We start from the raw sequence: 16,869 nt of genomic DNA on the forward strand, positions 1-16,869 counted from the left end.
GATGACCGATGACCGATGACCGGCGGGCGGTCCCCTCCGTCGACCACGGCCTCGGGGAACACCGGGCAGCGGCTTTCGGCGAGACCGATCTCGGTTCGCGGGTGGGTCCAGCTGCGTGGGTGGGTCCGGCTGAGGGCGGCGCCGGTGGCCGGGCGCCGCCCCGACCGGCCGGTACCGCCGATGGCCGGTAACGCCGCGATCGGGGCGGTCGTCCGTCGACCGGCCACCGCCGTCGAGGAGGGCCGGTACCTGTCCTCGATGAGCGGTATGCCGGCCGACATCAGCTACCGTCCGCTGCCGGCCGGACGGCCGGGCCTCACTTCAGGTGCCGGGTGAAGAACTGGGCCGCGGCGTCCCCCGCGAACTGCGGGACGCCGGTGTGCCCGCCGAGATGGGCGTGCAGGGACTTCTCCTTGGAGCCGAAGGCGTCGAACAGGTCCAGGGCCGCCTGCCGGTCGTTCCCTTCGTCGTCCCACTGCAGCAGGACGTGCAGGGGGATGGTGACCTGCCGGGCCTCCTCGAACAGGGCGCGAGGCACGAAACTCCCGGCGAACAGAACGGCGGCCGAGACGCGCGGCTCGACCACGGCCAGCCGGATGCCGATGGAGATCACGCCCCCCGAGTACCCGACCGGGCCGCCGATCTCGGGCAGTGCAAGGAGGGCGTCCAGGGCGGCCTGCCATTCCGGGACCGCCTTGTCGACCAGCGGGAGGACGAGAGCGTCGACGATCTCGTCGCTGACCGGCTCGCCGGCCTCCATCGCCCGGCGCAGGTCGGCGCGGGCCTGCTCGACGGCGGGCCAACGGGGCCGGTCCCCGCTTCCGGGGAGCTCGATGGTGGCCGTGGCGAAGCCCTCCGCCGCGGAGTGCCGGGCCCGGGCCGCCAGTCGGGGGTACATCTTGCGCAGCCCGAGGGGAGGGTGGCCGAGCAGGATCAGCGGCGCCGGTGCGGACGCGGGCGTCCACAGGATGCCGGGAATCCCGCCGAGGGTGAATGCGCGCTCGAGGACGCCGTCGTCGAGGCGCTGTTCGGAAGTGAAGTGCATGGTCGTGCCTTTCGGGAGTGCGCGTGAACGGCGCTCCCGGACGACCTATCGCCCGACCGTGACCCCGGAGGAGAGCACCCATGTCGATACTGTGTTCACGGGTACCACCTCCTCTTTCTCTCGCACGGCCTCCGGAAAAGTAGCAGCGGCCGCCGTGGTCCGCCAACAGGTTTTCACGGAGGCCGGACCACCAGCCCTGTGTCAGATGCCGGCCGCCGGCCCCGTGCTCTCCCGTTCGATCAGCCGTGGCACCGGCACCTGGACCGTCCGTGCCGGGCCGCCGTCCAGGAGCGCGGTCAATTCCCGCGCGGCCGTGCGCCCGAACTCCACGGTGTCGCGGGAGAGCGCGGACAGCCACGGTCTGACCATGCGGCACAGCGCCGAGTCCTCCCAGGCCACGACGGACACGTCACGCGGCACCAGGAAGCCCAGTTCCGTCGCGGTGGCGACCCCGGCGACGGCCATCACGTCGTTGTCGTAGACCAGCGCCGTCGGCGGCGCGCCGCTCTCCAGGACCCGGCGGGTGACGGCGGCGCCCTCGGAGTCCGAGTAGTCCGTGGTCAGTGACCGCACCTCGGACAGCCCCCGCCGCTCCGCCTCCGCGCGCAGGGTGCGGATGCGCCGCTCGGTGTGGGCGAGTCCCGGCAGGCCCGCGATGTGCGCGATCCGGCGGTGCCCGAGCGCGTACAGCTCGCCCACCACCGAGGCCATCGCGCCCGCGTCGTCCGCCCAGACCGTGGACATCCCGGGGTGGCGCGTGTCCGGCACACCGCCGATCACCACCGCGGGCAGGCCCAGCTCCTCCAGCAGGTCGGGGCGCGGATCGTCGGTCCGCGGATCGACCACCAGGACCCCGTCCACGCGGTGTTCGGCCCACCAGCGCCGGTAGACCGCGCACTCGTCGCCGACGTCCTCCACCACCTGGAAGAGCAGCCCGAGATGCCGCTCGGCCAGTACCTCCTGGATGCCGGAGATCAGCTGCAGGAAGAACGAGTCCACGCCCAGGGTGTCGGCGGGCCGGGCGACGACGAGTCCGACCGTGGCGGCGCCCTCGCCGGACAGCGCGCGGGCCGCCGTGCTCGGCCGCCAGCCCAGCTGTTCGGCGACCCGGCGCACCCGGTCGCGGGTGATCTCGGAGACCCCGGGCCGGTCGTTGAGAGCGAAGGAGACCGCGCTCTGCGAGACCCCGGCGCGCTGCGCGATGTCCTTCATCGTCGGCCGGCGCGCGGGTGACCGCTTGGCTGGCAACCTTGCTCCCCGTTCTGCTGAGACCGCGCACTAATGCGCTTGAGCTGAGGCAATATAAAGCGCATTAGTGATCCATTGCAAGAGGCCGGGCGCACGTCTCTGACCAGCCATGTTCCCTCACTAAAGAGTTTAGCTGGGCCAAATCCATTGACTACTCCGGCGAGTTGCATGCAAGGTCTGCCCCGGCACCACTCGCCCCCCCCACCGCAGAGGAGCCCCATCCGTGCGCATCTCCCGCAGAGTTCTCGCCGCCGCTGCCGCCGTCGCCGTCGTCCTGCCGCTGAGTGCCTGCGGCTCCGGGAACGACGGCGCCGGCTCGACGGACGCCTCCGGCAAGGTCGAGGGCGACATCACCTTCCAGACCTGGAACCTGAGGGCCAACTTCAAGGACTACTTCGAGGGAGTGGTCGCGGACTTCGAGAAGAAGTACCCGGACACCCATGTGAAGTGGGTCGACCAGCCCGCCGAGGGCTACGCCGACAAGATCAGCGCGGACGCGGCCGGCGGCACCCTGCCCGACGTCGTGAACGTCTCCCCGGACCTCGTCGCGCCGCTCGCCAAGGCGGGCCTCGCCCTGGACCTCGACAAGTCGGCCGCCCAGTACAAGAAGGAGTACCTGGACGGCGCCTGGGCCGGTCATCGGATACCGGGCATGACCGGGACGTACGCCTTCCCCTGGTACCTCAACACCGGCCCGCTCTTCTACAACAAGTCGCTGTTCAAGGAAGCCGGACTCGACGCCTCAAAGCCGCCGACGACCTACGACGAACTGTTCTCCGACGCGCTGCGACTGGCCGACAAGAGCGACGGAAAGGTCGCCACCCTCGCCAACGTGCCGACCATCGAGGACTTCGGCCGCTACGGCGTCGGGCTGATGAACAAGGAAGGCACCGCCTTCGCCTTCAACGACGCCAAGGGCGTCGAACTCCTCACCAAGTACAAGGAGTTGTACGACGCCAAGGCGCTCGACCCGCAGGCGCTCACCGCGACCCCGGAGTCGTCCGGCAAGAAGTTCCTCACCGGCGCCGTCGCCATGAACCCGGGCAGCGCCCTGGACCTCGGCAACTTCAAGAAGCAGGCGCCGAATCTGTACAGGAACATCGGCATCACGGACCAGATCACCAGCACCGGCAAGGTGAACATGTACGTCATGGGCGTGATGGTCAACTCGCGCACCAAGCACACTCCGGCCGCGGTCGCCTTCGCCCACTTCGTCACCGACGCGCGCAACCAGATGTCGTTCGCCAAGAAGGTCGCGATCTTCCCGAGCACCGCCGGCTCGCTGGACGACCCGTACTTCACCAAGGAGGACGGCACCGACGAGACGCGGGTGCGGATCGCCGCCGCCAAGTCCCTGAAGAACGCGGTCAATTACACGCCGGTCCTCTTCAGCGAGCAGATGAAGACGGCGTTGCGCAACGAGGTCGCCAAGGCGCTCCAGGGCAAGGAGAGCCCCAAAACAGCTCTTGACAACGCTGTCAAGTCCTGTGACCGGCTCCTCCAGCAGCAGGGCTGATCCGGCGTGGCGAGTTCCTCGACCCTGTCCGGCGACGCGCGGCGCGGTGCGCGGACGCCCCGCGCGGCCTCCCGGGTACGACGCCAGCTCCCGTCCAGCCCCTGGCTGTTCGCGGCACCGGGGCTGCTGATCACGGGTGTCTTCATCCTGTACCCGTTCGTCTCGACGGTGGTCAACTCCTTCACCGACCGCCGCACCCTGATCCCCGGCACGTTCGTGGGGCTCGCCAACTTCCGGGAACTGCTCCACGACGACATGTTCTGGATCGGCCTGCGCAACAGCGCGCTGTACGTCGTCGGGGTCGTCCCCGCGCTCGTCCTGCTGCCGTTGCTGCTCGCCCTGCTGGTCCAGAAGAACATCCCCGGCATCACCTTCTTCCGGTCGGCCTTCTACACCCCGGTGGTCGCCTCCATCGTCGTGGTCGGCCTGATCTGGGTGTGGCTGCTGGACGAACGCGGACTGGTGAACTCGCTGCTGGAGACGGTCGGCATCGGCAGGGTCGGCTTCCTCAGCGACCAGTGGCTGCTCCTGCTGAGCGCCATGGCCGTCACGGTCTGGAAGGGCCTCGGCTACTACATGATCATCTACCTGGCCGCGCTCGCCAACGTGCCCCGCGAACTGCACGAGGCGGCGTCCGTCGACGGCGCGGGGGCGGTACGCCGCTTCCTCACCGTCACCGTGCCCGCCGTCCGTTCCACCATGGTGCTGGTCGGCGCGCTCTCCTCGGTCGCCGCCTTCAAGGTGTTCTCCGAGGTCTACCTGATGGCGGGCCCGGACGGCGGACCGGCGGGCGAGGACACCACCCTCGTCATGCTGGTCCAGCGCACCGGCACCGGACTGACCGGCCGGGTGGGCTACGCCTCCGCCCTCTCCGTCGTCGTCTTCGTCGTCACCGTCGCGCTGATGCTGCTCGTGCTGCGCGCCGACCGGAAGGAGGACGCGTGAGCGTGCTGGAGAAGGTACGACCCGCGGAGCGTCCGGCGCCGCGGCGACGGCCCCGCCCCCGACACCGCCTCCGCGTCACGGACGAGCACGGCCGCCGGATCCGGGTGTGGGAACTCGCCTTGCGCTACCTGCTGCTGCTCGCCGTCCTCGCCCTGACCGTCGGCCCGTTCCTGTGGCAGCTGTCCACCTCGCTCAAGGGCCCGACCGAGGACATCTTCGACTCGCCGCCGGCGCTCCTGCCCGGCCACCCGACGCTGCACAACTACCAGCGCGTCGCCGACACCATCCCCGTCTGGGACTACGCCGTGAACTCGCTCAAGGTCGCGGGCGCCAACGTCGTGACGAACTGCGTCGGTTCGGCCCTCGCAGGCTACGCCCTGGCCCGGTTGCGCTACCGCGGCCGCCGGGTGGTGACGCTCGTCTTCATCCTCGCGATGCTGGTCCCCGTCGAGGGCATCATCATCGCCCAGTTCACCACCATGCGTGAGCTCGGCCTGAACAACACGCTCATCGGTGTGGTCCTGCCCGGCTGCGTCGGCGCGATGAACGTCCTGCTGATGCGCAACGCCTTCCTCAACCTGCCCTACGAGATCGAGGAGGCGGCCTACGTCGACGGGGCGAACGTCTGGCAGCGGTTCCTGCGGATCGCGCTGCCGTCGGTGAAGGGCACCCTCGCCGTCGTCGCCATCTTCGCCTTCATGGGCGCCTGGGACGACTTCCTGTGGCCACTCATCGTGCTCAGCGATCCCTCCAAGTTCACCCTCACCATCGGCCTCAACTACCTGCACGGCACGTTCGCCAACGACGAACGGCTCGTCGCCGCGGGGACGATCATCGCCGTGGCACCGCTGATCGCCCTCTTCGCCTGTCTCCAGCGGTACTTCTTCCGCGGTGTGGGCGAGGGCGCGGTCAAGGGCTGAAACCGTCCGTCCTTCCGATTCGCAAGGATCCCGCATGCCCTCTGCCGTGCGCTTCGGCGTCAACTACACCCCGAGCGAGGGGTGGTTCCACCACTGGCTCGACTTCGACCTCGACTCCGTACGCGCCGACCTCGACTCGATCGCCGCCGTCGGCCTCGACCACATCCGGGTCTTCCCGCTGTGGCCCTACTTCCAGCCCAACCGCACCCTGATCCGCCCGCGCGCCGTCGAACAGCTCGTGGCGCTCGCCGACGCCGCCGCCGAACGCGGACTCGACGTCAACGTGGACGGACTGCAGGGGCACCTGTCGAGCTTCGACTTCCTGCCCGCGTGGACACGGACCTGGCACCGGCGGAACATCTTCACCGACCCGGAAGTGGTCGAGGGGGAGGCCGCGTACCTGCGCACCCTGGCCGCCGCGCTCGCCGACCGGCCGAACTTCATCGGCATGACGATCGGCAACGAGGTCAACCAGTTCGCCGCCGGGCCGCACCCCGACCCGGACCGCATCACCTCCGAGCAGGCCGGGGCATGGCTGACCCGCCTGCTCGCGGCCTGTGAGGAGGGCGCTCCCGGCAAGCCGCATCTGCACGCCTCCTACGACGCCGCCTGGTACCAGGACGACCAGCCGTTCACGCCGGAGCACTCGGCCCGGCTCGGCGCCCTCACCGCCGTCCACTCCTGGGTGTTCAACGGGACGGCCCAGCGGCACGGCCGCCGGGGTGTCGCCACCGAGCACCACGCCGCGTACCTCGTCGAGCTCTCCAAGGCCTGGGCCGACGATCCCGGCCGCCCGGTCTGGCTCCAGGAGGTCGGCGCGCCCGCCCCGCTGATCCCGGCCGAGCACGCGGCCGCCTTCACCGAGACGACCGTCGCGAACGCGCTCGACTGCCCCGACCTGTGGGGCGTCACCTGGTGGTGCTCGCACGACGTCAGCCGCGACCTGGCCGACTTCCCCGAACTCGAGTACAGCCTCGGCCTGTTGACGAGCGACCGGCGGCCCAAGCCCGCCGCGCGGACCCTCGCCCGCATCGCCGGCGAGGGACGGGCACACCGGCCCTGCGCGCGCACCACCGCGCTCGTCGTCGACACCGCGCCGGGCCGCTCCGTCTGCGCCCCCGGCGGCCCCGTCTTCGAGGCCTTCGCCAGGCTCACCGCCGACGGCGCCCGTCCCACCACCGTTCTCGCGAGCCGCGCCGACGACAAGGACCACCTCGCGGCCCGTGGCATCACCGAAGTCGTCACACCCGATCAGGTCACCGAGTAGCCCGTCCCCACCCGTCCTCCCGACGATACGGAGCACACAGTGAACCTCAGCAGACGCGCTCTTCTGCTCGCCGGAGCCGCGGCGGCGCTCACCCCCGCCCTGCCCGGCGTCCCCGGCCGCGGCGGCGGCTTACCGCGACCTCCAGCCGTACGCCTCCTACTGGTACCCGGACTCGCTGCCCTCGGGCACCCCGGGCGCCGGCATCACCTGGCGCAGCCTGAAGACATGGAGCGCCGACGGCGACACGGACCTGGCGTTCAACGCGTCCTCCGTGCCACTCGCCGCCCGCTTCACCCCCACCCCCGTGAACAGCACGGCCCGCGCCGGCCAGGCCCGCGTCCAGTCCCTCGTCTCCTTCGGGCCCACGTCGGCCAACCCCTCCCAGGGCGCCGCCGACGCCGACTACTACGCCCTCACCCACTGGGCCTACCTCGATGAACTCGTCTTCTGGGGAGGCTCGTCGGGCGAGGGCCTGATCCTCGCGCCGAACGCCCCGATCGTGGACGCGGCCCACCGGCACGGCGTGCCCGTCCTCGGCAACGTCTTTCTGCCGCCCGTCGCCTACGGCGGCCGCCTCCAGTGGACCCGTGACCTGGTGCAGAAGGACGCCACCGGGCACTATCCGCTCGCGGACCGACTGGTCGCGGTGGCCGCGGCGTACGGATTCGACGGCTGGTTCGTCAACGCCGAGACCGGCGGCGGCGACACCGCGCTCGCCACCGCCGTGCTCGGCTTCCTGAAGGAACTCAAGGCGCTCGGCGCGGCCCAGGGACAGCGCGTCACCTGGTACGACGCGATGACCGTGAGCGGCTCGGTCGGCTGGCAGGGCGCGCTCGACAACCAGAACAAGACGTTCTTCCAGGCCGCCGACTCGATGTTCGTCGACTTCCGCTGGTCGCAGAGCAGCCTGGCCTCCTCCGCCACCACCGCCCGGCAACTCGGCCGCAGCCCCTACGAGTTGTGGGCCGGCGTCGACGTCGAGGCAGGCGGCACCAACGCGTCCGTCAACTGGGACGCCATCGTGCCGACCACCAAGGCGCACATCGCGTCGATCGGCCTCTACCGGCCCGAGTGGACCCGCAACCACCTGCCCGCGGGCCGCACCCCCGGCGACTTCCACACCGCCGACGACCTGTTCTGGACCGGCTCCTCCCTCGACCCCTCCAGGCCCGCCACGGACGCCGCCTGGCGCGCTCCGGCGGTCTCTGTCGCCGACCGTTCGACCGTCGGCTCGCTGCCGTTCGCGACCGTCTTCAACACCGGTCACGGCCTGAGGTGGTACGAGGACGGCGAGGTCACCTCGGACACCGCCTGGAACCACCTGGGTCTCCAGGACCGGCTGCCCTCCCGCCGCTGGGTCGTGCGCACCACCGGCCACCGCCCCACCGTCACCTTCGACTTCGCGGACGCCTGGCGGGGCGGCAGCAGCCTCCTGGTCTCCGGAACTCTCGACGCGCCGACGACGCTGGACCTGTACACGACCCGGCTGCCGATCGGCGCGGACACGGTGGTCGAGCTGACCCACCGTACGGACGCGGGCAGCACCTCCCTGGAGCTGGCCGTCGCCACCGCGGAGCCGGGCGCGGCGGGCGGGGCACCCCCGTACACCTATCTGTCCGTGCCCATCACCGGCGGCGACGGCTGGCAGACGTCCACCGTGCGGCTGACCGGACTGTCGGGAACCGTGGACGCGCTGGGCGTCCGGTTGGCCCCGGGACCCGGTCCGGTCGGCTGGCGGCTGGGCCGGCTCGCGGTCCGGGACGCGACGGTGACCCCCGACGCGCCCGCCGGCCTGCGCGTCACCGACGCCGACGGCGGAAACCTGCGCTTCGCGTGGCAGAGTGCCGCCGGCGACGTACGCCACTACGAGCTGTACCGGACGTTCCCCGACGGCACACGTCGTTTCCTCGGCGGCACCTGCCAGACCGCGTTCTACGCGGGCGGTCTCACCGCCGAGCAGGGCGAGGCCGCCGCAGGATTCGAACTGCGCGCGGTGGGGGAGCTGTTCACCGTCTCGACCTCCGCCACGATCACCCACACCTGGTAACCCGCACCCCTCACCCCACGGAGCCCACCCATGCATGACGACCGCACCCTGGTCGAAGCCCGCCTCAAGCGTGTCCTCGACGAGCGCATCCGACCCGCCGTGTACCCCGAGTCCGTGCCGCTGGAAGTGGCGGTGTGGAACGCGCCCGGAGAGCCGGTCCCGGTCGCCGAGGGGCTCGCGGCCGTGCCGGAGCCGATCGAGGTGGGCGCGCGCTGGGGCGCTCCGTGGGGCACCAGTTGGTTCCGGGTCACCGGGACCGTACCCGAGTCCTGGGCCGGCCGGACCGTCGAGGCGGTCCTCGACCTCGGATTCGACGAGAACATGCCCGGATTCCAGTGCGAGGGGCTCGTCTACCGGTCCGACGGCACTCCGGTGAAGGGACTCAACCCGCGCAACCAGTGGGTGCGCGTCGGCGCGCCGGTGGAGGGCGGCGAGGAGGTCCGGCTGCACATCGAGGCCGCCTCCAATCCGGTGATCCTCGACTACCACCCCTTCCAGCCCACCCAGCTGGGCGACAAGGAGACCGCGGGCAGCGAGCCTCAGTACACGCTCACCCGGATGGACCTCGCGGTCCTCGACGAGACGGTGTGGGAACTGGTGCTCGACCTGGAGGTGCTCGGCGAGCTGATGGCCGAGCTCCCGGTGGAGTCCGCGCGGCGCTGGGACATCCTGCGCGCGGTGGAGCGGGCGCTGGACGCCGTCGACCTCCAGGACGTGGGCGGCACCGCCGCCGCGGCCCGGGCCCGGCTGGAGGGCGTCCTCGCGGAACCCGCCGTGCCCTCCGCACACCGGATCAGCGCCGTCGGGCACGCGCACATCGACTCGGCCTGGCTGTGGCCGCTGCGCGAGACGGTCCGCAAGGTGGCGCGCACCACCTCCAACATGACCGCGCTCATCGAGGACGAACCCGAGTTCGTCTTCGCGATGTCGCAGGCCCAGCAGTGGGCCTGGGTGAAGGAGCACCGGCCCGAGGTGTGGGCGCGGGTGAAGAAGGCCGTCGCGGACGGCCGGTTCGTCCCGGCCGGAGGCATGTGGGTCGAGTCGGACACGAACATGCCCGGTTCGGAGGCGATGGCCCGTCAGTTCGTCCACGGCAAGCGGTTCTTCATCGACGAGTTCGGCATCGAGAACGAAGAGGCCTGGCTGCCCGACACCTTCGGCTTCGCCGCCGGACTCCCGCAGATCATCAAGGCGGCGGGCTCCAAGTGGCTGCTCACGCAGAAGATCTCGTGGTCCCAGACCAACAAGTTCCCGCACCACACCTTCCGCTGGGAGGGCATCGACGGCACCCGCATCTTCACCCACTTCCCGCCCGTCGACACCTACAACTGCTCCATGCGGGGCAGCGAGATCGCCCACGCGGCCAGGAACTTCAAGGACAAGGGGGTCGCCCGGCACTCCCTGGCACCCACCGGCTGGGGCGACGGAGGCGGCGGCACCACCCGCGAGATGGTCGCGAAGGCGGCCCGCCTCAAGGACCTCGAAGGCTCCGCCACCGTCAGGTGGGAGACCCCGGCGGAGTTCTTCGCGAAGGCCGAGGCAGAACACCCCGAAGCGCCGGTCTGGGTAGGCGAGTTGTACCTCGAACTGCACCGAGCGACCCTCACCAGTCAGGCGAGGACCAAGCAGGGCAACCGCCGCAGCGAGCACCTGCTGCGCGAGGCCGAACTGTGGGCGGCGACGGCGGCGGTGCGGACCGGGTTCCCCTACCCGTACGAGGACCTGGACCGTATCTGGAAGACGGTGCTGCTCCACCAGTTCCACGACATCCTGCCCGGCTCGTCCATCGCCTGGGTGCACCGGGAGGCCCGGCGGACCTACGAGCGGGTCGCCGAGGAGCTGGACGGCATCATCGGCGCGGCACAGCGCGCGCTCGCCGGTGAAGGAACCACCCGGCTCGTGTTCAACTCGGCCCCGCACACCCGCGACGGGGTCCCGGCGGGCGCGGCCCGCCCGGCCACCGACGCCGGCGGGGTCTCGCTCGTACCCAGGGCGGCCGGTGGACACGTCCTCGACAACGGCCTGCTGCGGGTCGAGGTCGACGCCCGGGGACTGGTCGTCTCGGCGTACGACATCGAGGCCGGCCGCGAGACGATCGCACCGGACCGGGCCGCGAACCTGCTCCAGATCCACCCCGACTTCCCGAACATGTGGGACGCCTGGGACGTCGACGAGTTCTACCGCAACACGGTCACCGATCTGGTGGACGCCGACGAGGTCGGGCCCGGTGCGGACGGCCTGTCGGTCCGGATCGTCCGGTCCTTCGGCGCGTCGCGGGTCACCCAGCTGCTGTCGCTGGCACCGGGGGAGCGGCGGCTCGGCATCGACACCGAGGTCGACTGGCACGAGACCGAGAAGTTCCTGAAGCTCGCCTTCCCGCTCGACGTGCACGCCGAACGGTACGCGTCCGAGACCCAGTTCGGGCACTTCCACCGGCCCACCCACACCAACACCTCATGGGAGACAGCCAAGTTCGAGGCGTGCAACCACCGGTTCGTGCACGTCGAGGAGCCGGGCTGGGGTGTCGCGATCGTCAACGACTCCACGTACGGACACGACGTGACCCGGACCGTGCGCGAGCGCGACTCCGGTACGACCACCACCGTGCGCGTGTCCCTGCTGCGGGCCCCGCGCTTCCCGGACCCGGAGACCGACCAGGGAGTCCACCGCTTCCGGCACGCGCTGGTGCCGGGGGCCGGGATCGGGGACGCGGTGCGCGAGGGATGGCGGATCAACCTGCCCGAGCGGCCTCTGACGGGCGCGCGCGAGGTCGCGCCGCTGGTGGGCGTCGAGCAGGACGCGGTCGTGGTGACCGCGGTCAAGCTCGCCGACGACGGCAGCGGTGACGTGGTCGTACGCTTCCACGAGTCCCGCGGCGGCCGGACGCGGGCCACGCTCACCGCGGGCTTCGCGACCGGGGCCGTCACGGTGACCGATCTGCTGGAGCGGCCCCTCGCGGACGCCGCGCCGCCGGAGCGCGACGGCGACCGGATCACCCTGGCGCTGCGTCCCTTCGAGTTGGTGACGCTGCGGCTGAAGCGGGCCTGACCACCGCACGGGCGGCGGACCCGGCCAGGGCGTGTCGCGAAAGTCCCGCCCGCCTCGCAACACGCCCTAAGGGCTGTCCCGTAATCCCCGGCGGGCGCACGACGACAGCTACGGCACTCCCCCGAGCTCTTCGAGCAGGGGGGACCCCCACGCCGCGTTGTCGGATCGCCCGAATACGCCCAGTATGAGGACGACCCTCCGCCTTGCGATGCACCGCATCCGACGCCGCGCGCTGATCCACCGGGGATTACGGGACAGCCCTTAGGGCGTGAGCTGGGTCCGCAGCCACTGCTCCACCTCGCCCACGTGCGCGGCGGCGGCCGCTCTGGCCGCCTCCGGGTCGTGGGCCAGCAGGGCGCGGTGGATCGCAGCGTGCTCGCGGCGGGTGCGCTCGAAGGCACCTTCCTCCTGGTAGCCGCGCCAGACCCGGGCGCGGAAGGTGCGCGAGGAGAGCCCCTCCAGGATGGCCGCCATCGTCTCGTTGCCCGCGGCGGCCGCGATCTCCCGGTGGAAGGCCAGATCGTGGGCGAGGATCTCCTCCGGGTCGTCGGTCGCGTTCATCGCCGTGAGGTGTTTCTCCACCTCGGCGAGCTGGTCGGGGGTGATCCGCGCGGCGGCCAGCGCCGTCGCCGTCGACTCCAGGATCCGGCGCACCTCCAGCAGTTCCACCAGCCGCGGCCCGCGTGAGAGGTCGGCCACCACGCCGAAGGTCTCCAGGAGGTCTCCGGCCTCCAGCTGCGTGACGTAGATGCCCGAGCCGTGCCGGGCCTCCAGCACGCCGAGGACCGTGAGCGCGCGGATCGCCTCGCGCATCGAGCTGCGGGACATCCCCAGCTGGGCGGCGAGATCGCGCTCCGTCGGCAGCCGCTGGCCGGGCTCGAGACGGCCCTCTTTGATCATCGCCTTGATCCGCTCGATGGCGCGCTGGGTCACGGTGCCCTTCTGGGGGGCGCCCTCCGTCCCGTGGGACAGGGTCTCGTCCACGCCGCTTCCTCCTGTTGCCGGGTGCGCCGCAGTCTAACCATCGATGTGGTCGGACCACTATGGCCGGAATCCCGGAAAATATGGCTCCGCGGGGTGTTGCGGACCCAAAGTGGTCTGATAAATATTCGTCCCGGCTGGAAGAGGGACTCCGGCCACGCGTCCTGCTCGATCTCGCTCGATGAGGAGCCGTCAGATGGCCGGCAGAACAGTGCGGAACAGTCGAATCCCGTCGCGGGCAGTGAGTGCGGCGGCTGTGGCCGCCTGCGCGACCCTCCTGCTCGCGGCGTGCGGCAGCACCAAGGACGACGTCGCCTCCGGCGGCGGGGGAGGCGATGGCAGCGGCAAGGTCGGAGTGATCCTGCCCTTGCTGACCTCGCCGTTCTGGCAGTCCTACAACGACTACGTGCCGAAGCTGGCGAAGTCCGAGGGCGTCGACGCCCTCAAGACCGTCAACTCCAACAGTGATCCGTCGCAGCAGATCACCGACATCAACAACCAGCTGAACCAGGGTGTGAAGGGCCTGGTCGTGGCCCCCCTGGACAGCGCCGCGATCGTCGCCGGTCTCGACCAGGCCGAGCGCAAGGGCGTCCCCGTGGTCGCCGTCGACGTGGCCCCCGACAAGGGGAAGGTCGCCATGGTCGTCCGCGCCGACAACGTCGCGTACGGCGAGAAGGCCTGCGAGTTCCTGGGCAAGCAGGTCGGTTCGGGCAAGGTCGTGCAGATCATGGGCGACCTGGCCTCGGTCAACGGCCGTGACCGCTCCGAGGCGTTCCGCTCCTGCGTGAAGAAGAACTACCCGAAGCTGAAGGTCCTGGAGATCCCCGCCAAGTGGGAGTCCGACACCGCGGCCTCCAAACTGGACACGCTGCTGAACGCCAACCCCGACATCAAGGGCATCTACATGCAGGCGGGCGGTGTCTACCTCGCGCCCACCCTGCAGACCCTGAAGTCCAAGGGGATGCTGAAGAAGGCCGGCCAGGCGGGCCACATCGCGATCGTCTCGAACGACGGCATCCCGCAGGAGTTCGACGCCATCCGCAAGGGCGAGATCGACGCCACCGTCTCCCAGCCCGCCGACGCCTACGCCAAGTACGGCATGTACTACATCAAGGCGGCCATGCAGGGGAAGACGTTCAAGACCGGACCGACCGACCACGACTCCACGATCGTCAAGCTCCCCAGCGGCATCCTGGAGGACCAGCTGCCCGCCCCGCTGGTCACCAAGGACAACGTCGACGACCCCAAGCTCTGGGGCAACACGGTCAAATGAGTACACCACTGGTGGAGGCGCGCGGGGTGGCCAAACGGTACGGCCCCACCGTCGCCCTCCAAGACGGCCGGCTCACCGTCCTGCCGGGCGAGTCCCACGCCCTCGTGGGACGCAACGGCGCGGGCAAGTCCACCCTCGTCACGATCCTCACCGGTCTGCAGGCCCCCGACGAGGGCACGGTCCGCTTCGACGGCGAACCCGCGCCCCCGCTCACCGACCGCGACGCCTGGCGCCGCAAGGTGGCCTGCGTCTACCAGAAGCCCACCGTCGTACCGGAGTTGACGGTCGCCGAGAACCTCTTCATCAACCGGCAGCCGACGGGACGCGGCGGACTGATCAGCTGGCGCAGACTGCGGTCCGAGGCGGCCGACGTCCTGGCGACCTGGGACGTGCGGGTCGACCCGGAGGCCCGCACCGCCGACCTCAAGGTCGAGGACCGCCAAATGGTGGAGATCGCGCGGGCGTTGAGCTTCGGCGCCCGGTTCATCGTCCTCGACGAACCCACGGCCCAGCTCGACAACCGGGAGATCGAGCGCCTCTTCACCCGGATGCGCGCGCTCCAGGAGTCCGGCGTCACCTTCCTGTTCATCTCGCACCACCTCCAGGAGGTGTACGAGGTGTGCCAGACGGTCACCGTGCTGCGCGACGCCCGCTGGATCACCACCGCGCCGGTCGCCGAGCTTCCGCGCCCGGCGTTGGTGGAGGCCATGGCGGGCGAGGCGATCGCCGAACGGGCGGCCGTCCGGGACACCGCGCCGAAGGACGCGCCCGTCGTGCTGCGGACCGAGGGCCTCACCTCGGACGCGTACGAAGCCATCGACCTCACCGTCCGCCGCGGTGAGGTCGTCGGGCTCGCCGGCTCCAGCGCGAGCGGCAAGATCGAGCTGGCCGAGTCGCTCGCCGGCCTGTACCGGCCGACGGGCGGTACGGCCCGACTCGACGGCGAGCGGCTCCCGTTCGGCGATGTGCAGGCCGCGCTCAGGGCCGGCGTCGGCTGCGTGCCGCGCGACCGGCACGAGCAGGGGCTCGTCTCCGGCATGAGCATCGGCGACAACGCCACCATGAGCGTCCTGAACCGGCTCGGCCGCTACGGCTTCATCGCCACCGACCGCAGACGCGAGTTCGCCGACGAGCTGATCGACCGCCTCGACATCCACGCCGAAGGGCCCGACCAGCCCGTCTCCGACCTCTCCGGCGGCAACGCGCAGAAGGTGGTGATGGCCCGCGCCCTCGCCTCCGACCCCCGTCTGCTCATCCTCATCAACCCGACCGCGGGCGTCGACGTGAAGTCCAAGGAGTCGCTGCTGTCCCGCGTGGACAGCGCCCGTGACGACGGAACCGCCGTACTCGTCGTCTCCGACGAACTCGACGACCTGCGCCGCTGCGACCGCGTCCTCGTCCTCTTCCACGGCCGTGTCGTCGCCGAGCACCCGGCGGGCTGGCACGACCACGAGCTGATCGCCTCCATCGAAGGAGTGGACCATGGCTACGGCATCTCCCCAGGGGGTCAACCCCGGACCCCTGGCCGAGGAGAGCGAGGCCCCGGTGGCTGAGACCAAGGCCCCGCCGCTCGCCGCCGCACGAGTACGCGACGGGCGTGCCACCAAGACGGTACTGCTCCGCCGGGCACGCGAACTCGCCCTCGTACCAGCCCTGTTGCTGCTCATGGTGCTCGGTGCGATCGTGAACGACTCCTTCCTCACCGAGCGGAACCTCATCTCCATCCTCGGTGCCTCCGCGGCGCTCGCGATGGTGGTGCTCGCCGAGTCGCTCGTCCTGATCACCGGCAAGATCGACCTGTCGCTCGAGTCGGTCGTCGGTATCGCGCCCGCCGTCGGCGCCCTGCTGGTCCTGCCCGCCGCCCAGTCCGGCTGGGGCACGGAATGGTCGGCCGGGCTCGCCCTCCTGGCGATCCTCGTCGTGGGCGGCGTCATCGGCGCCTTCAACGGCGTCCTCGTGGTGAAGTTCAAGCTCAACGCGTTCATCGTCACCCTCGCGATGCTGATCGTCCTGCGCGGACTGCTGGTCGGCGCGACCAAGGGCAAGACGCTGTTCGGCATGCCCGACGCGTTCTTCTCCCTGGCCACCTCCACCTTCCTGCGCGTTCCGCTCTCGGTGTGGCTGGCGGCGGTCGCCTTCGGCATCGCCGGGCTGATCCTCAAGTACCACCGGATCGGCCGCGCCCTGTACGCGATCGGCGGCAACACGGACGCCGCCCGCGCGGCCGGCATCCGCGTCGACCGGGTCCTGCTCGGTGTGTCGGTCGTCGCGGGCGTCCTCGCCTCGGTCGGCGGCATCATGCAGACCGGCTACGTCGGCGCGATCAGCGCCAACCAGGGCAACAACATGATCTTCACGGTGATGGCGGCCGCGGTCATCGGTGGCATCAGCCTCGACGGCGGCAGGGGCACCATGTTCGGCGCCCTCACCGGCGTCCTGCTGCTGGGCGTCGTGCAGAACCTGCTCACCCTGGCGCAGGTGCCGTCCTTCTGGATCCAGGCGATCTACGGCGGAATCATCCTGGTCGCCCTGATGATCGCCCGCGTGACCACCGGACGCGCCCAGGACTGACCGCCCCC

The 16,869-nt window shown here is 70.7% G+C and carries 12 protein-coding genes and 1 pseudogene; 10 read left to right on the plus strand and 3 right to left on the minus strand.

The features are described 5' to 3' along the window. Window positions 1-180: 180 nt before the first annotated feature. A complete protein-coding gene (locus tag HEP85_RS33730; RefSeq protein WP_168531314.1) occupies window positions 181-336 on the plus strand; it encodes a hypothetical protein in 156 nt (51 codons plus the stop codon). Here the strand turns inward: HEP85_RS33730 and HEP85_RS33735 are convergent. Next, window positions 317-1,045 (minus strand): alpha/beta hydrolase, encoded by a 729-nt coding sequence (locus tag HEP85_RS33735; RefSeq protein ID WP_168531315.1) that lies wholly within the window; start codon window positions 1,043-1,045, stop codon window positions 317-319. The genes HEP85_RS33730 and HEP85_RS33735 overlap by 20 nt on opposite strands. 201 nt (window positions 1,046-1,246) lie before the next feature. After that, window positions 1,247-2,293: a LacI family DNA-binding transcriptional regulator gene (locus HEP85_RS33740; RefSeq protein ID WP_329528020.1), complete on the minus strand. Its 1,047-nt coding sequence runs from the start codon at window positions 2,291-2,293 to the stop codon at window positions 1,247-1,249. Window positions 2,294-2,516: 223 nt separating this feature from the next. Between HEP85_RS33740 and HEP85_RS33745 the strand changes: the two genes are divergently transcribed. The 6 genes and pseudogenes from HEP85_RS33745 to HEP85_RS33770 all read left to right on the plus strand — a co-directional run bounded on the left by HEP85_RS33745 (window position 2,517) and on the right by HEP85_RS33770 (window position 12,036). Next, complete coding sequence (locus HEP85_RS33745) at window positions 2,517-3,809, plus strand: ABC transporter substrate-binding protein (protein ID WP_168531317.1); 1,293 nt, start codon at window positions 2,517-2,519, stop codon at window positions 3,807-3,809. Between the two features lie 24 nt (window positions 3,810-3,833). Next, entirely contained in the window at window positions 3,834-4,754 is a 921-nt protein-coding gene (locus HEP85_RS33750) for a carbohydrate ABC transporter permease (RefSeq protein WP_211118268.1), read from the plus strand. Next, a complete protein-coding gene (locus HEP85_RS33755; RefSeq protein ID WP_168531319.1) occupies window positions 4,751-5,674 on the plus strand; it encodes a carbohydrate ABC transporter permease in 924 nt (307 codons plus the stop codon). The genes HEP85_RS33750 and HEP85_RS33755 overlap by 4 nt, the downstream gene beginning before the upstream one ends. A 34-nt stretch (window positions 5,675-5,708) precedes the next feature. Continuing rightward, window positions 5,709-6,941, plus strand: a complete 1,233-nt coding sequence (locus HEP85_RS33760) for a glycosyl hydrolase (RefSeq protein ID WP_168531320.1) — start codon at window positions 5,709-5,711, stop codon at window positions 6,939-6,941. A gap of 39 nt (window positions 6,942-6,980) precedes the next feature. Beyond that, window positions 6,981-8,988, plus strand: a pseudogene (locus HEP85_RS33765) (endo-beta-N-acetylglucosaminidase). A gap of 30 nt (window positions 8,989-9,018) precedes the next feature. Next, on the plus strand, window positions 9,019-12,036 hold the full coding sequence (locus tag HEP85_RS33770) for a glycoside hydrolase family 38 C-terminal domain-containing protein (protein WP_168531321.1): 3,018 nt from the start codon (window positions 9,019-9,021) through the stop codon (window positions 12,034-12,036). Window positions 12,037-12,297: 261 nt separating this feature from the next. Here HEP85_RS33770 and HEP85_RS33775 read toward each other — a convergent pair whose 3' ends face one another. Continuing rightward, window positions 12,298-13,020, minus strand: coding sequence for a FadR/GntR family transcriptional regulator (locus HEP85_RS33775; protein ID WP_211118108.1), 723 nt, complete (start codon window positions 13,018-13,020; stop codon window positions 12,298-12,300). A gap of 193 nt (window positions 13,021-13,213) precedes the next feature. Here HEP85_RS33775 and HEP85_RS33780 point away from each other — a divergent pair, with 193 nt between their 5' ends. Genes HEP85_RS33780 through HEP85_RS33790 form a run of 3 tightly spaced genes read left to right on the plus strand, consistent with a single transcriptional unit; the run spans window position 13,214 to window position 16,861 of the window. Beyond that, window positions 13,214-14,290 carry a sugar ABC transporter substrate-binding protein gene (locus HEP85_RS33780; RefSeq protein ID WP_168531322.1) on the plus strand — a complete coding sequence of 359 codons (1,077 nt, stop codon included), beginning with the start codon at window positions 13,214-13,216 and terminating at the stop codon, window positions 14,288-14,290. After that, entirely contained in the window at window positions 14,287-15,843 is a 1,557-nt protein-coding gene (locus HEP85_RS33785) for a sugar ABC transporter ATP-binding protein (protein WP_168531323.1), read from the plus strand. The genes HEP85_RS33780 and HEP85_RS33785 overlap by 4 nt, the downstream gene beginning before the upstream one ends. After that, entirely contained in the window at window positions 15,836-16,861 is a 1,026-nt protein-coding gene (locus tag HEP85_RS33790; protein WP_168534311.1) for an ABC transporter permease, read from the plus strand. The genes HEP85_RS33785 and HEP85_RS33790 overlap by 8 nt, the downstream gene beginning before the upstream one ends. Window positions 16,862-16,869 lie beyond the last annotated feature (8 nt).

Source organism: Streptomyces sp. RPA4-2 (genome assembly GCF_012273515.2).
GTDB lineage: Bacteria > Actinomycetota > Actinomycetes > Streptomycetales > Streptomycetaceae > Streptomyces > Streptomyces kaempferi.